Genomic DNA, 16245 nt, shown 5'->3' with positions numbered 1-16245 from the left:
CGTTCCGATGCAGCCGAAGCTCTTCATCGATGGTAGCTGGCAAGACGCGACAAACGGCGGGACCATCGACGTCGTCAACCCGGCGACCGAACGCACCTTCGCCCAGTTTGCCGCCGGGACCGAGATTGATGTCGATCGCGCCGTCGCCGCCGCCAAACGTGCGGGGCAAAGCACCTGGAGCCAAACGACCGGCCGCGAGCGCGCAGCCATTTTGCGCGCCATCGCGTCAGGCATCGAACACGAGCAGGATGAACTCGCGCGTCTCGAAGTGCGCGACAATGGCAAACCGCTTGCGGAGGCACACGGCGACATCGCCGACACGATCTACTGCTTCAATCTCTACGCCGACTACGCGGAAGACTTGGACAGAAAGCAGGGTGAATCGATCACTATCCCGGACGACCGGTTCAAAACCACTGTCAAATATGTGCCAGCGGGCGTGGCTGGACTCATTGTTCCCTGGAACTATCCGCTGCTGATGGCCGCCTGGAAAGTGGCCCCCGCGCTCGCCGCCGGGTGCACCGTCGTGCTGAAGCCTTCCGAATTCACATCGCTGACCGCCCTCGAGCTTGCCCGCATTTGTCGCGACGCCGGTGTGCCCCCCGGCGTGTTCAACCTGGTCACTGGCTATGGCCGCGAAGCGGGAGCGCGCCTTGCGGCCCATCCCGACGTCCGCAAGCTCGCCTTCACCGGCTCGGTACCGACGGGCATCGCCGTGGCGACAGCCGCCGCAAAAGACGTGAAAAGCCTCAGCTTGGAGCTTGGCGGAAAATCACCCATCGTCGTTTTCAACGATGCCGACCTGGAGCAGGTCGTCGAGTGGGTGATGTTTGGCATCTTCTGGAACCAGGGACAGGTTTGTAGCGCCACCTCCCGTCTGATCGTGCAATCCGGCATCGCCGGTCGACTGATCGAGCGCCTTGCGGAGGAAGCAAAGAAAATAACGATCGGCGATGGCATGACCGACGGCGTTCTGCTCGGCCCCCTCGTCAGCAAGACGCAGTACGACAAGGTCATGGGTTACATCGAGGCAGGCAAGCGAGAAGCTTCGCTCGTCTGTGGCGGCGGCCGGCCCGCAGGCTTCAACGCCGGCTACTTCGTCGAGCCGACGATCTTCACCGGAGTGCCTGCCGATGCACGCATCTGGGCAGAAGAGATCTTCGGTCCCGTGCTCTCCGTCGCCGCCTTCAAGACGGAAGACGAAGCCCTCGCTCTGGCCAACGACACGGAGTTCGGGCTCGCCGCCGCCGTGATGACTCAAGATTTGGAGAGAGCCGCCCGCGTTGCAGATCGCTTCGAAGCGGGTGTTGTGTGGATTAACTGCTCGCAGCCGAATTTCCTGGAGCCGCCGTGGGGAGGAATGAAACACAGCGGCGTCGGACGTGAGCTTGGCACCTGGGGGCTGATGAACTTCCTGGAGCCGAAGCAGATCACCGCGTATCAAAGCGCCGAGCCATGGGGCTGGTACTTGAAGGATCCGAAGTCGCGCTGAATGGCGTTTGACCGTCCTCAAGTTCCAACCACCGATGAGCTGGCAAAGACGAAAGCGGAAAGGTCGCGGAGCACGGGATGCCGAGAGAACGACAACCGCATGACCTCGCGGGAGCCGACGCAGAGGAAAAGGAACTCATCGCATTCCTTACGGATCCGGCCTCCTACCCCGATCATCCCGAACGCGTCGACACCATCAAGACACACGCCGCCCGCGTATTCCTGGCTGGTGACAAGGCCTACAAGATCAAGAAACACGTCAAGTTGCCGTTCCTCGACTTCTCGACACGCGAGTTGCGCCGCCAAGCCCTAGAACGCGAGCTGGAACTGAATCGGGACCACGCACCCGACATCTATCTGAAGACTGTTGCGATCAATCGCGATAGCGGCGGCGCGTTGACCTTCGGCGACGGACAAATCGTAGACTACGCCCTGGTGATGAATCGCTTCGAGCAGAACGCGGTTCTTGCCCGCATTGCGGAGAAAGGTCCGCTCCCGGCGCCGATCCCGAGAAACCTTGCCGAAATGGTCGCGCAGTATCACAGCTCGGTGCCCATCGCAGAGGGAACCTCCGGCTCGGACATCATGCGCGACACGGTCGGCGGTCTCGCCACCGGCCTGTTGGATGCGGCACCTGCCGCCGCCGCCCCGTTGATGGACACCTTCGCGCGCTTGAGCCGTGCGGAAGTCGTACTCCTCGGACCGCTCTTGGAACTGCGGGGACAAAACGGACACGTGCGCCGCTGCCATGGCGATCTGCACCTTGGCAACATCGTCATGCGAGACGGGCGCATCGTTCCATTCGACGCCCTCGAATTCGACGAGCGCCTTGCCCGCATCGACGTCCTTTACGACCTCGCCTTCCTGCTCATGGACCTCGATGTGCGCGGAGACCGGGCCGCAGCCAACACAGTTCTCAACGCCTATGTCGTCGCTGAACCCACCGGAGAGGAAATCGAAGGTCTGGCGACCCTGCCGCTGTTTCTTGCGACGCGGGCCGCCGTACGGAGCCTCGTTGCCCTCGAAAGCGCCTTGCAAAAACCTGAGGGCGAGGACACCGACGACATTTCGAGAGCCATCGACTACGTGACGGAGGCCAACCGCTACCTCACGCCGCCACGCCCGGAGCTGATCGCAATCGGCGGCCTGTCAGGAACTGGAAAATCGACCCTGGCGGCGCGTCTTGCACCCCTCATCGGTCCCGCACCGGGAGCGCTCGTACTGCGCACGGACGTCGAACGAAAAAAAATGTTCAACGCACGTGAGAACGAGCGTCTTCCCCGGGAACTGTACACGGAACAGGTATCCGACGACGTTTACGCCGTCCTATACGACAAGACACGTCGCGCACTTTCGGCCGGACACGCCGTCATTTTCGATGGCGTGTCCGCCAAGGCTGCAGAACGCAACGTAATAGAGGACATTGCGCGGTCGATGGACCTTCCGTTTTCCGGATTGTGGCTCGAGGCACCGCTCAATACGCAAATTGCACGCGTCAGCGCCCGGCGCGGCGATGCCTCGGATTCAGACGAAGCTGTTGTTCGTGCACAATCCGAGCGCGATCTCGGAGATGTGGCTTGGACGCGCATCGACGCCGGGCGGAATCCCGAGCACACCCTCGCGGCTGCACTCGGCGTCTTAGGCCTTCACGACCACTCGAACCCTTGAGCCGACGGCACGCCGTCTACGGCAACAAGCTCGTGCACGCTGAACTGCAGCTCCGGATCTGTCCACACTTTGGATGGAATCCAGCCGGACGCGCGGGCGACGTCATGAAATTGAGCGATCGAATACTTGTACGAGTTTTCGGTATGGATGCTCTCGCCGGTCCTGAAATGGAACCTCCGCCCTAGAATAGGAACGTCCTGGGAGACACGGCTTACGAGATGCATCTCGATCCGCCCTTCCCGTGGATTGTAAATTGCCTCGTGCTGGAACGTGTCGAGATCGATAGCCGCGCCGAGTTCTCTATTGACGCGGGCCAGTATGTTTAAGTTGAAGGCCGCCGTAACCCCCGCCGCGTCGTTGTAGGCTCTGACGAGCGTGCGCGGATCCTTCTTGAGATCGATGCCGATGATCAAGCGGCTGCCCGCCGACAACCCCCGCAGGAACAACGATAACAAATCGACTGCGCGCCCTGGCTGCAGATTGCCAATGGTGGAGCCGGGGAAGAAGCCAACTTTCGGCCGGCCTTCAAGATCAGACGGAAGCGCAATCGGATCCGAGAAATCGGCGAGAACCGGCCGAACATCGAGACCGGGAAAACGCGAAGCCAACCTGCGCCCCGCGTCAGCGAGCGCGGCAGTCGACACATCGACCGGCACGTACGCGATCCCGCGCGGAGCTTTCGAGAGCAAGAGCTCCGTCTTGAGACTCGAGCCCGAACCGAATTCAACCAGCACGCCCCGGCCCGTCAGCCGGTCGATCATCTCGGACGCGTGGCTCGCGAGGATCTGCGCCTCCGTACGCGTGAGGTAGTACTCGGGGAGACGTGTGATCTGTTCGAACAGCTCACTACCGATCGCGTCATAGAAGAAACGCGAGGGGAGAGACTTTATCCGCTGAGAGAGCCCTTCCAAAACGGCGGCTGCAAATTGGTCGCCGTCGCCTGCCTGCGTGAAACGCTCGATCTGCGCAGTACCGCCAGACGGGCGCTGCGCACTATGGGGTCCGATGGCATGCATCAACGCGCCTCCGAAGCCAGCCTCAGGCCGACAAATTGCCAGCGCTGGTGCGGGTAGAAGAAATTGCGGTACGTGGCCCTCGAATGGCCATCCGGCGTGACGCAGGACGCGCCACGCAGAACCTGCTGGCTCACCATGAATTTGCCGTTGTACTCCCCGATGGCACCGGCCGGCGGACGATAGCCGGGATAGGGAAGGTAGGCGCTCTGCGTCCATTCCCAGACGTCACCAAACATCTGGTGCAGCGTCGCGCCCTCTTGAGAGTCGACGGGCTTGGGCCGGAGCGCCCCTGAACCGAGCGTATTGCCCTGAATAGCGGCTCCGGACGCCGCGACTTCCCATTCGAACTCGGTCGGCAAGCGGTATCCAGCCCAGCGCGCAAAGGCATCGGCCTCATAGTACGAAACGTGTGCGACAGGGGCCGCCGCCTCGATCGGAATGAGACCATCCAGCGTCATCATCGTCCAAGCGCCGTCGCGCTCTTCCCAATAGCGCGGACACTGCCATCCTTCCCGATTCACGGTCATCCATCCGTCGGCAAGCCAGAGCGACGCTTTGCGGTACCCACCATCGGACATGAAATCGAGCCATTCGGCGTTGGTTACCAAGCAGTCCGCCAGGCGAAACGGATGAACCAGCGCCTCGTGGCGTGGCCCCTCGTTGTCCCAGGCGTAGCCGTCTCCCGCATGCCCGATCGGAAAGATGCCACCATCGAAGTCGACCCATCCAAAACCGTCGCTCAAGGCGACTTGAAGCGATGTAGCCGCGCCTGTCTCGCGATAAGCGGGACGCAACGGATTCGCAGCGAACAGGGCAAGGATATCCGTAAGCAGCAGCTCCTGGTGCTGCTGCTCATGGTTGATCCCGATCTCGATGAGCCGCGCGATCTCGCTTCCGGCCTCAAAGCCACGCTCAGCCAACCGCTGCAGGCTATCGTCCACATGCTCGCGATAGTTCAAAACCGTGCTTGCGGAGGGACGCGTCAATAGCCCACGAGCAGGCCGTGGCTGCCGCACACCCTGGCTCTCGTAGTAGGAGTTGAAGCAGTAATTGAAGTTCTCGTCGAAGAGCCGGTAGCCCGGCAGGTGCGGAGCGAGAACGAACGTTTCGAAAAACCACGTCACATGTGCCAAGTGCCACTTCGTGGGACTCGCGTCGTCCATGGCTTGGGCAACCATGTCCTCCGCAGTCAGCGGGCGAGCGAGTTCGAGCGAAAGGCGCCGTGTTTCGAAGAGACGCCTCGCGAGCGAGGCGTCTTCGGATCCAAACTTGGCTGGAATGATTGTTGCTTGGGGTCTCTCGGCTCTTGCCATGGAAGAGCGAGCCATGGGGATCTCCTCTCTCTGGCCGGGCGATCAGCAGGAAAATCAGCCATTGGCCGCACCCGCCGCGAGGCGGGCACCATGCACTTCGGGAAAGGCTAGGCTCGCTGCACCAGAGAAGGAGAACATGGAACCAGCCCGACGCGTCAGACCTCACCAACGTACGGAACGATTGCAGGTTCCGTACTTTGGCGAGGAAAGCGGAGAAAGTTCCGAGGGATTGTCCTGTTACTCGGCGGGAGCTGGCGCTTCACCGGCAGGGCGTGGCTTCCGCCGGGTGAAGAGATCACCCAGCCACCGGCAGACGACATAGAACACCGGGGTAAAGATGAGGCCGAAGCCCGTCACGCCAATCATGCCGGCGAAAACTGCGGTTCCGAGAGCTTGACGCAGCTCGGCACCCGCTCCGATGGCCCAAACCAGCGGAACGACGCCCAGAATGAACGCCAGCGACGTCATCAGAATGGGTCGCATTCTGAGGCGCGACGCTTCGGTGGCCGCATCGAACTTGTTCTTGCCTTGGGCTTCCAGCTGGTGCGCGAATTCGACGATCAGAATGGCGTTTTTCGCCGCAAGACCAATTAGAACGATGAAACCAACCTGGGTCAGAATGTTGTTGTCCATCCCGCGTAGGATCACGCCCGAAATGGACGCGATGAGGCTCATCGGCACGATCAAGATCACGGCCAGCGGAAGCGTCAGACTTTCGAACTGAGCTGCGAGAACCAGGAACACGAAAACAACGCCAAGCGCAAAGGCGAACGCGGCCGTATTGCCGGCTCTGATCTGCTGATACGCAAGCTCTGTCCACTCGAAGCTGAACCCCTGCGGCAGAACTTCAGCCGCGACCTTTTCCATGAGATCGATCGCTTGGCCTTGCGAATAGCCGGGCGCGGCAGAGCCATCGAGCTCTGCAGCCGGATAAAGGTTGTACCGAGGCACGCGCGACGGAGCAGAGATGTCATGCACGGTCGTGAACGTTCCGAGCGGAACCGTTTCGCCTGACGAGTTCCGCACGCGAAGCTTGAGCACATCTTTGCTCTTGAGGCGGAAATCGCTGTCGGCCTGCGCCGTGACGCGGAACGTGCGTCCGAGCAGGTTGAAGTCGTTCACGTACGCCGAGCCGAGATAGGTCTGCAGCGTCGAGAACACATCGGTCATGTTGATGCCCAGCATCTGCGCCTTGACTCGATCGATGTCGAGATAGAGCTGAGGCGTGGCGTTCTCGAACAGCGAGAACACCTGCTGCAGGCCGGGCGTCTGGTTCGCTTTGACCATCATCGCTCCGACCGCCTGTTGAAGGGCAGCTGATCCGGCGCCCCCGCGATCCTGCACCATCATGCGGAATCCGCCCGCACTGCCGATACCGCGGACCGGCGGCGGAGCGACCACGAGAAGCAGTGCGTCTTGAATGGTTGAAAACTTGGCGAGCAACGCCTTCTGGATCGCCTGCGCGGATTGGTTGGGATCCTTCGCACGTTCCGCGAAATCCTTCAGGACCACGAACACGGCACCGGCATTCGGCGCATTGGTGCGCGTGGCACCCGAGAACCCGACGATATTGACGGCATGCGCGACGCCCGGCACCTCGAGGGCAAGCTCCACGGCCCGTCGATTGACTTCGTCGGTTCGTTGCAGAGACGCCGCAGGAGGCAGCTGCGTGACGGTGATCAGATAGCCGCCGTCGACCGCTGGAATAAAGCCGATGGGCGTTTTGCGGAACTCGTTCATGCCGAATGCGATGATGCCCACATAGATGACGAGCATCACCACCGCCAGCCGAACGATGCGGCCGACCACCCAAGCGTACCCGTGAGAGAGCTTGTCGAAGCTCCAGTTGAACAGGCGGAAGAACGCGTTCACCGGCCGCATGAACAGGTTCGCGCGCTTGTGCCCCTCTTCTTCATGCGGCTTCAAAAGAAGAGCGCAGAGCGCAGGCGAAAGGGTCAACGAAACGATGAGCGAGATGATCGTCGCACCAGCAATCGTCAGCGCGAACTGGCGATAGAACTGGCCGGAGATGCCTGTGATGAAGGCCGACGGAACGAACACGGCCGACAGCACCAATGCGATCGCGATCAGCGCAGCACCCACCTCTTCCATCGTACGATACGACGCTTCGCGCGGGCTCATCCCTTCGGCAATATTGCGCTCGACGTTCTCGACGACGACGATCGCGTCATCGACCACGATGCCGATCGCCAGGACGAGACCGAACAAGGAAAGATTGTTGAGCGAGAACCCGAACGCCGCGAGCAGGAAGAACGTGCCGATCAGCGACACGGGAATGGCCACGATCGGGATGATCGCCGCACGCCATGTCTGGAGGAACAGGATGACGACGAGCACAACCAGCACGACGGCTTCCAAGATCGTATGGAACACGGCGTCGACGGACTGCTGAATGAAATCTGTCGGATTGTAGATGATGTCGTACTTGAGCCCGGCGGGAAAACTCTTCGAGAGTTCCTGCATCGTCGCCTTGATGCGCTCGGCCGTCTGAAGCGCGTTGGAGCCGGGCAGCTGGAAGACGCCCAACCCTGTTGCCGGATTCTTGTCGAGATAGGAGTTGACGCCGTAATCGAGCGCAGCGAGCTCGACCCGTGCAACGTCCTTCAGCCGAACGACCGCATCGCCGCTTTGCTTGACGACGATCTCCGAAAATTCATTTGGATTCGCAAGCCGCCCTTGCGTCTGCACGGAGATCTGAAACGCTCCGGGCTGTTCTATTGGTGGTTGATTGAGAATACCCGCTGCGACCTGCACGTTCTGCCGCTGCAATGCCACGACGACATCGTTGGCCGTCAGCGCGAGCGACTGCAGGCGGTCCGGATCGAGCCAAACGCGCATCGAGTAGTCGCGGCTACCGAAGACGGTAATCGAGCCCACGCCCTCGATACGACTCAGCACGTCAACGACGTTCACGCTCGCGTAGTTGGAAATGAAGAGGGTATCTCGCGACTGATCTGGGGAGAACAGATGCACGACCATCATCAGGTCGGGGGACGCTTTGGCGACCGTCACACCAATGTTGCGAACGTCCACCGGCAAGCGCGGCTGAGCGATCGCAACGCGGTTTTGAACCTGCACCTGCGCGATATCGAGATTCGTACCGAGATCGAACGTCACCGAAATCGTGAAGCGGCCGTCCACCGTCGAGTTGGACGTGATGTAGAGCATGCGCTCCACACCATTGATCTGCTGCTCGAGCGGTGCAACGACGGTCGATGCGACGACCTCGGCGCTCGCGCCCGGATACTGACCTGTGACGTTCACGACCGGCGGCGCGATATCCGGATACTGTGCAATCGGCAAACGCCCGAGCGCGACAGCACCCACGATCACGAAAACGACGGAGATGACCGCGGCGAAGATGGGGCGGTCGATGAAGAAATGAGAAATACGCATCGGTCAGACCTGCCGCCTGATGATTTGCCCGGCGAATGAGATAAGGGCATTCGCCTGACAAGCTGTGAAAGCTAGTTGGTGCCCACGACGGCCTCTTTTGAGCCGCCAGCGCTGGCCGTCGCCTCTTCAGGCGCAACCTTGATGCCGGGCCGAACGCGCATCAGGCCGTTAACGACCACCGTGTCGCCCGCCTCGAGACCCGCTGTTACGACGCGCATTCCGTCCACGACCGGCCCAAGCGTCACGTACTTCGGATTGGCCGTGCCATCGGCCGAAACAGCGAACACGAACTTGCGAACCTGCTCCGTGCCGATCGCGCTGTCGGGAACCATGAGCGCGACAGCTGGCGGCGCCGTTGTGATCTGAATGCGCCCGAACATCCCAGGCGTTAGCTTGCCGTCCGCATTCTTGAATTCGGCGCGGCCGCGGATCGTGCCGGTTCCCCGCTCGATCACGTTATCGACGAAGTCGATCTTGCCTTCATGCACGAAATTGTCTTCGTCGATCAGCTTGAGCTTGACCGGCAGCGACATACCGCGGTTCGGCTTGTCTGACGCCTGTTCGGAAGCGGCCCGCAGATAGCGAAGGTACGAAGCCTCATCCATCGTGAACTCGAAGCGGATGGGATCGACCGAAACCACGGTTCCCAATAGCGTCGTGTTCGCGCTGACGAGGTTGCCGATCGAAACACGCCGATCGCCGATCCGGCCCGAGATGGGTGCCTTGAGCTCGGTAAATTGCAAATCGAGCTCAGCCTGCTTCAGCGCGGCCTCCTGAGCCATGACGGACGCCTCCGCGACGCGTTTGGCTTGAACGCGCTGATCGAGCGTCTGCTGCGTGATGGAGGTACCGGGAACGAGGTTTGAGCCGCGCTTCAAGTCAGCCTCGGCGAACGCCAAGTTCGCCTTGGCCTGCTCAACGGCAGCCTTTGCTTGTTCCAGCGACGCCTCGAACGGGCGCCGGTCAATGATGAAGAGGCGATCGCCTTCCTTCACGAGCTGTCCGTCGGTGAATTGAATCTTGTCGAGATAACCGGAAACGCGCGCGCGAATTTCCACAAAGTCATAGGCCACGAACCGGCCCACGTATTCGTCGTAGTCGGCAACCATCTTCTGAACTGGCTTGGAAACCGTAACCTTTGGCGGTGGCGGTGCCACAGCTTGGTTGTTCTGTGCCTCCCCGCACGCGGCTAGTGCCAGCGGAAGGAGCAGCGCAGCTAAGAGGGCAAATCGGACATGACGGGGTTGCATAGACCCTCCAGCGCGGAAAATATGATCACGTCTCGGGCTGTTCCAGATCAACCTTGGGCAAAAAATATTGCGCCGGAGCCGAAAATCCTAGAATCAGACTACGAACTTTGTCGTGAGCGGTTGATCCGATGGTAAAGTTGACTTACGTGTGGTAGGACGTTACTGACCGGTAACACCTGGATAGGTACCGAGTGGTAACATAGCAGTCAAGGGCCAATGAACGAGACCTTGAGCCAGCCTCGGCGAACCTCTGACGCAGGCGCCCCAGCCCTACCGCCTCCACGCGAGCGCATTTTGGCGGTCGCACGCGACCTTTTCTATCGTCACGGCATTCATTCCGTGGGGGTCGAGCTGATCGCGGAAGCTGCGCAGACCAACAAAATGACCCTCTATCGTCATTTCAAATCGAAGGACGATCTCGTCGTCGCCTATGCGCGCGAACTGGCGGGAGAAGGGGATGCGGTCTGGCAACGTCTGGTTGAGGCATTCCCGAATGCCCCGCAGAAGCGGCTCGATGCTTGGGTTGATCACGTCGAGCAAATTCTGACCGACAGCTGCGAGCGGGGCTGTGCACTTGCGAATGCGGCCGTTGAACTCCAGCCCGGCCATCCGGCGCGGACAGTGATTGAAGACTACAAGCGCCGCAAGAGAGACCATCTCGTCAAACTTTTTGACGATGCGCGCTACCGCAACCCCGACCTGCTGGCCGACGAGGTCTTCCTCCTTTTCGAAGGAGCCCGCATCAGCATTCAATGCGGCGGGCGCGGGCCAGCCTCCCGCGTTGTCCGCATGCTTCGCGACCTGCTGTCGAGTGCCGAGCGCCTATAGCAGGGCTTCGGAGCACAATTCCCCGCATCAATCTCCTTCAACTTGCGATCCTTGAGAGTGTAGCCCCGCTCCGCGCGAATGATGTTGCGCAGGGATACATCCACCAATTCGGAAATCACTCCGGGATGGTCAACGCCAGAGCCCGACCTGCTCCCAGGTGTCGGGGGGGATCTCGTCACCAACCACGTAGGTGAAGGCAAGGGCTTTCATTTGATCTTCAGACACCGTGCATTCGAAGGTGAGCGCGTACCAATGGTTGTTGGCCCTCACGGCGGCGCCCTTGGCGGTCACCACCGAGCCGCTGAAACGGGCACGCTTGAAGGTGTCGGGCATTAGCCGATCCGCCCTGGCGAAGCGCTTGTCACGCCGCACCGTTTCAAGTCCTTTGGCCACGCAGGCTTGGTGAGCGCGCTCTTCCGGATCGAGCTTCATCAGCGACTTTTCGAGGGAGCCGGCAGACGCAGCTGTGCTCAGTCCACCCACAAGGGCGATCGCAATTGCAAGATGTACAATTTTCAAGAGAATCCCCCAATGCAGCCCTTGCCCAACCACCAAGCAAATGTGGCAGCATTGAGTGACGATTGTCCGCTAACGGAACAGGAGCGATCGCCGTGCGGGTTGCTCCGATGTATGAGTGCGATCGCAACTTCAGACGGTCGGAGGCTTTCCCCCCTTCGCGTCGCCGAGCGGTGGCGGCTCACTGAGGCTTGAGCCCTCTTCAGAGCCTCCTTGCGTCGCGCTGGCCTGACGCTCACAGGCCTCCTCGAGGCTGGCCAACCGATCGATCACGCGCCACGGCATAGGCTGTTGAACGACTGCACCGAAGTAATGGTGAAGCGTTTGGCCAAGGTGTTTGAGCAAATCGTTCATGCGCGTACAAACCGGATCGCCCGGGAGCGGTTCCCTATGGGGACGACTGGAAAAGCGGGGCGCCAGCAGCGGAAGAAGGTTCCCCGGCAGAAGCGATCGGATTTGATGCGGATATCCGCGTCGCTCAATAAGGCTTTGCGACGTACACCGGGCTTGACGAGTCGCGAAGCGACCCCTCTTCGGCGAGGTAATACCGGTTGACCCAGCCCTTCACGTTGCCATAGCGGATCGGACACCAATCAGCCTGACACTGCCCGGTGATTTCAACACGACGCCCCGTCGGCGGAATGGACGCAACGGTATTGTGCTGCTCGGACGGTCCGCGGCGCACATTGAGCACATCATACGGCCGGACGCCCGTCACCTTGTAGAGCGATACGGAACGCGTCGTTTCCGCTCCTACCGTTCGTTCACGGGCACTGGCCGTGGCGAGCTGTTGCTGACCAAAATGCTTGCCAGGGTCGGCCGAGCGATCCGCCGGAGGGAGCTTGGCGACGGGGGCCACCTTCTTGGCGGGCTTGGCGGACGCAGCCGCCCCCTTGCCTGGTCTTGCCGTCTCAGGTGCCGCCTCGCGGCGCGGAGCGGCGGGTTGCACCGTTGGAGCGATAGGGGCCGCCTGCACCGGCGCGCTAGCTTGCGGAGCCACTCCGGCCAAGCCCGTCGCATCGAGCAGCCCCGCACCTCCAAATCGCATGGATGGCCCCACGACGGGGGCACCCGGCGCCGCAGCAACATCGGCGCGCGCCACGACGGTTGGCGGAGGTTCGGGCGTTGAGGCAATAGGTCCAACCGGCGCAGCGGCCGCCACATGCACAGCGGTTGCTTTCTCCGTTACAGCCGCAGTGTCATTGAGGGATGTCGACTTCTTAACTGGAGCCGGCTCTGCCTTCGCCACCACGACCGGCTTCGCAGGGACTTCCTGAGGCTTGTCGGCAGAGGCCACGATCGTGCCCGTGCCGGTTTCGCCATCGTCGATCTTGCGCCAGTTGATGCGATTGCCCTCACGCGCGATGGTGAGGCAGCGCACCTGCGCGTCGAACCAACGGAACCATTTGGTGCAGAGCTTTTCGCCCTCGACCCACCAGCGTCCGCGATCCTTGGATGCGCCGAGGACAGGAGCCAGAACACCAGCTTCCGCGGAGACGAGCCCATCCGTTCCAAATCGCATCGGAACGGTGGTGCCGAGAGGGGTATCGATTTCAACGGTCGAGCCGGAAACGGCTTGCTTCAGGTCATCGTTTGCGAGCGGCACCGGGTCCGCGAGTGCGCCCGTCGCCGCCGACAATAGACCAATGACGATGAACGACCTGAGCAAACTCTGACCCTAACACTGGCACCCGACGGCATGATCCCCCTTCCTCCAACAGGAGTGTGGCAGGAACAGGGTTCAACCCGTCTTCTTGGTCCGAAAAACCCACGCGCTCCAAAAGTCTACGCGACCGTGCAAACAGAGCGTCGAGAGCCGCCTCGGACCAGCTTAATCATTAGGGTGGCGAGTGTTACCGTCAGGTAAAAGGGCGGCGCAACCATTCACAGAGGGTAAAGTTCCGATGGAGCATTGACTTGTTTCCGCCAGGGGCCCGGCCAAAAGAAAACCTACCGCATGGCAATCAATTGCTGCCCCCAGGACCAAGCCGCCAATTCCGCGACACGGAAGGGAACGGGTGCCAAGGCGGCTGCGTTGCACAAGACCCACATGGAGGTGCAGCCATGCAGCAGACCGAGATCCCTAACGAAGCAATGGTATTTTTCACTGAGGGCGGTGATGGCGTCGGCGCCGTCCGCGAGGTGACACCAGACGCCCTGACCGTCTACGTCGAGAACTTCGGTGAGTTTCTGGTCCCGCGAAAAGCGATAAAGGCCGTGCACGACGGCAAAGTCGTGCTGGATCGTGATCAAGTGAGCGAGAAGCTGCTGCGCGCTGTCGCCCACGCACACGATGGAGAAGATCCGCGCCTCGTCGGCTAAAGGCGGTGCGATCCCGAAGCAAGGCTCCAGACGTGCCATGAACACACGCGCGCGCTTGGCTAGGGCGAGCCGACAAACGAAAAAGGCCGCTGCCTTGCGACAGCGGCCTTTCGTTGTTTGGTGCGACCAATCAGAACAGGAACTTGACCATTGCGCCGCCGTAAGCGCCTTCGCCGCCAGCGCGCGTGCTGCCAATGCCACCGTTGGTCCCGTTGTCATCTTCGTCGATGAACTGATAGCCACCGTGGACAGTGAGCTCCGACGGCATGGACCGCAGCGTGAAGGGAATCTTGGTGAAGGCGCCGACTCGTGCCGACCAGTCGCCCTCATCGCTGTAGAATGCGCCTTCCGGACCGATCACATACCGCTGCGCATTGTAGCCGACGCGGCCCAAAGCGAAGAAGGAGTCGAAGGCCGTCGAGTAGCTACCGTCGAAGCTGTAGTAAAGCGGACCCTCTCCTTCGGTCTCAATTTCAACAGCGACCTTGAACCCAGTCTCGGTGCCGCGAACGTCATTCGTGGGATCGTTGGGAGAAATGTCGACGTCGCGAATTTCCATACCGAGGTACACGATCGCGCTGACATCACCGAAGTAGTGCATGTAGCCGAGCATGGCGTCGATCGAACGGTCCTTGGCGTCGAACTGGGTCAGCGGCGATCCGCCCTCATAGTCGTATTCTGCATAGACGCCGAGCGAGCGCGCAACGAAACCGCTCCGCGAGAAGTCGCCGTTAAGCGCGAAGACCGTACCGGAGTAGATCGCCCAGGCATCCTTTGCGACATCGATGCCCGTATAGTTGGCAACCTTGACCGTATCGACCTCCCGCGAACCATCGGCAAACGGACCCTCGCCACGGCCGAGCTTGTAGACAACGCCGAGACGGCCAGTCCAAAGTTCCGGATCTTCCTTATCGACGTACGTCACGCCTGCAAACGTGCCGGCATTCGTGACCTCTTCATCGTATTTGGCGTAGCGCACTTCGCCGCGCAGGAAGAAGTTGCTTGCGCCGAGGCGCGTCTCCGCACCGCCACCGATGAAGTAGCCGTTGAAATCGACGGAACCCTTACCAGGAAGAGTCGCCCCGAAGCCGTCGGCGTTGTTAAAATCCCACCACCCGCCGTTGTCGAAGTGGGCGCGGCTGTAGCCGGCCGTCGCAAACAGGAGCGTGTTTTCTGTGATCAGATAGCCGAGCCGCGCACCGATATTGACGGACCTGTCGATCGTCATCTCGTTGCCGTCGAACCCGCGGTCGATGTCGGACCAGTCAAAGTCGACGAACGCACCGACGACGATGCGATCCCTGAGCATGCAATCGATGCCCCACACGAGCGAGACAAGACCACCATTGGCGTCTTCGGAGACCGACGAACGATCTCCGTCTGAGTCGTGATAGTTGTTTTTGGAGTCGTTACGACCGTAGCCAATGCTACCGCCGAAGTAGAGACCCGACCACGAGGGCGCGGCCGGCGCAGGCGTGTCTTTCAATGAGACCATACCATCCGCGAGCGCTGCTCCACCCGTCAGCGAAAGAAGAACGGCACTGGCAATCGTTGTTTTCACACGGAACTGCATCTGGACCCTCTTGCGTGAAAAGGCGCGAAACTACGCAAGTACCGAAGTTCAGTCCGCAAAGCCTCTATCGAATAAAGCACCACGAGCGGTGATTCGCCCATGCCTGTCGAGGGTCAAGATCCGTGCGCGCGATTTCGGTGGGCCGACTATGGTGATGCCGCAACAAACAACGGCCGGAGGCAAAAATTCCACGAAAATCAGAGGACAATTTTTAACACCTTGTCCCCTGATTCTTTTCGCTCGACGGTGATGTCTCCTGAAACGACCTCCACGCAGTGCTCGGTCAATGTGCGGGTGTGGCGGCCAGCGGCGCAACAAGTCCAACCGCGATCCCATCCGGGTCCTGAATGATCGCAAAGCGGCCGGAGTTGCCGTCATCGAAGGGCGCCTTCAGAATTTTTCCGCCCTTCTTGAGCGCCTCCACGACGGCCTGATCGACGTTCGCGACCTGGATATAGGTCACCCAGCCTGGCTTGATGTCATCCGGCCTCTTGTTCTCTGCCGCTGCGGCACCCGCCACCTCGACGCCGTCGCGCATAAAGATCGTGTACTCGGCCTCGCCTGGATCCGGCGCGCGCGACGTATCCTCCGCCGAAACGACCTTGGGAGCCCAACCGAAAACGCTGGCGTAGAAGTCCCGGCTGCGGGCCGGATCTGAGCTGACGAGCTCCGACCACCAGACACTGCCAACCTGAGACGCATCCGGCGCAGTAGTGTTCTCGGCAAGCGCCGTGCTCCCGAACAGTCCGGCAGCAAGGACAGCACCTAAGGCAGCCGGGCGCATCCGGATCATGAACGGCACGCGGTTCGAGCAACGCATGACAACACCTCTTCGCAACAACGATCCTTGA

General features: G+C 60.9%; 12 protein-coding genes. 4 read left to right on the top strand and 8 right to left on the bottom strand.

The genetic code is table 11. The features are described 5' to 3' along the window. The first annotated feature begins 7 nt into the window (after nt 1-7). The gene (locus VHO05_RS13680; protein WP_329647137.1) at nt 8-1492 is read left to right on the top strand and encodes an aldehyde dehydrogenase family protein; all 1485 of its coding nucleotides are present in this window, start codon (nt 8-10) and stop codon (nt 1490-1492) included. A 77-nt stretch (nt 1493-1569) separates the two neighbouring features. Further along, nucleotides 1570-3159 (top strand): AAA family ATPase, encoded by a 1590-nt coding sequence (locus VHO05_RS13675; RefSeq protein ID WP_329647136.1) that lies wholly within the window; start codon nt 1570-1572, stop codon nt 3157-3159. Here VHO05_RS13675 and egtD read toward each other — a convergent pair. The 4 genes from egtD to VHO05_RS13655 form a co-directional block, all read right to left on the bottom strand. Continuing rightward, nucleotides 3138-4175 carry an L-histidine N(alpha)-methyltransferase gene (gene egtD, locus VHO05_RS13670; RefSeq protein WP_329647135.1) on the bottom strand — a complete coding sequence of 346 codons (1038 nt, stop codon included), beginning with the start codon at nt 4173-4175 and terminating at the stop codon, nt 3138-3140. The genes VHO05_RS13675 and egtD overlap by 22 nt on opposite strands. Then, nucleotides 4175-5503 carry an ergothioneine biosynthesis protein EgtB gene (gene egtB / locus VHO05_RS13665; RefSeq protein ID WP_329647134.1) on the bottom strand — a complete coding sequence of 443 codons (1329 nt, stop codon included), beginning with the start codon at nt 5501-5503 and terminating at the stop codon, nt 4175-4177. Before egtB ends, egtD begins: the two co-directional genes overlap by 1 nt. A gap of 222 nt (nt 5504-5725) precedes the next feature. After that, nucleotides 5726-8905 carry a multidrug efflux RND transporter permease subunit gene (locus VHO05_RS13660; RefSeq protein ID WP_329647133.1) on the bottom strand — a complete coding sequence of 1060 codons (3180 nt, stop codon included), beginning with the start codon at nt 8903-8905 and terminating at the stop codon, nt 5726-5728. Between the two features lie 71 nt (nt 8906-8976). After that, nucleotides 8977-10155, bottom strand: a complete 1179-nt coding sequence (locus tag VHO05_RS13655) for an efflux RND transporter periplasmic adaptor subunit (RefSeq protein ID WP_329647132.1) — start codon at nt 10153-10155, stop codon at nt 8977-8979. A 294-nt stretch (nt 10156-10449) separates the two neighbouring features. On the opposite strand from VHO05_RS13655, the gene VHO05_RS13650 reads away from it, so the two are divergent. Then, a complete protein-coding gene (locus VHO05_RS13650; protein ID WP_329647131.1) occupies nt 10450-10983 on the top strand; it encodes a TetR/AcrR family transcriptional regulator in 534 nt (177 codons plus the stop codon). 129 nt (nt 10984-11112) lie between these two features. On the opposite strand, the gene VHO05_RS13645 is transcribed toward VHO05_RS13650, so the two are convergent. Both VHO05_RS13645 and VHO05_RS13640 read right to left on the bottom strand, forming a co-directional pair. Then, nucleotides 11113-11502, bottom strand: coding sequence for a DUF930 domain-containing protein (locus VHO05_RS13645; RefSeq protein ID WP_329647130.1), 390 nt, complete (start codon nt 11500-11502; stop codon nt 11113-11115). A 475-nt stretch (nt 11503-11977) separates the two neighbouring features. Next, nucleotides 11978-13168, bottom strand: coding sequence for an SH3 domain-containing protein (locus tag VHO05_RS13640; RefSeq protein WP_329647129.1), 1191 nt, complete (start codon nt 13166-13168; stop codon nt 11978-11980). A gap of 395 nt (nt 13169-13563) precedes the next feature. Here VHO05_RS13640 and VHO05_RS13635 point away from each other — a divergent pair, with 395 nt between their 5' ends. After that, nucleotides 13564-13821: a hypothetical protein gene (locus VHO05_RS13635; RefSeq protein ID WP_329647128.1), complete on the top strand. Its 258-nt coding sequence runs from the start codon at nt 13564-13566 to the stop codon at nt 13819-13821. Nucleotides 13822-13951: 130 nt separating this feature from the next. Here VHO05_RS13635 and bcsS read toward each other — a convergent pair whose 3' ends face one another. Continuing rightward, on the bottom strand, nt 13952-15394 hold the full coding sequence (bcsS, locus tag VHO05_RS13630) for a cellulose biosynthesis protein BcsS (protein WP_329647127.1): 1443 nt from the start codon (nt 15392-15394) through the stop codon (nt 13952-13954). A gap of 283 nt (nt 15395-15677) precedes the next feature. Beyond that, on the bottom strand, nt 15678-16214 hold the full coding sequence (locus VHO05_RS13625; RefSeq protein ID WP_329647126.1) for a VOC family protein: 537 nt from the start codon (nt 16212-16214) through the stop codon (nt 15678-15680). Nucleotides 16215-16245: the final 31 nt, after the last annotated feature.

Source organism: Hyphomicrobium sp. (assembly GCF_036262015.1).
In the GTDB taxonomy this organism is placed as follows: domain Bacteria; phylum Pseudomonadota; class Alphaproteobacteria; order Rhizobiales; family Hyphomicrobiaceae; genus Hyphomicrobium_C.
Note: the sequence above shows the minus strand (reverse complement) of the source record. Positions and strands in the feature narration are given on the sequence as shown.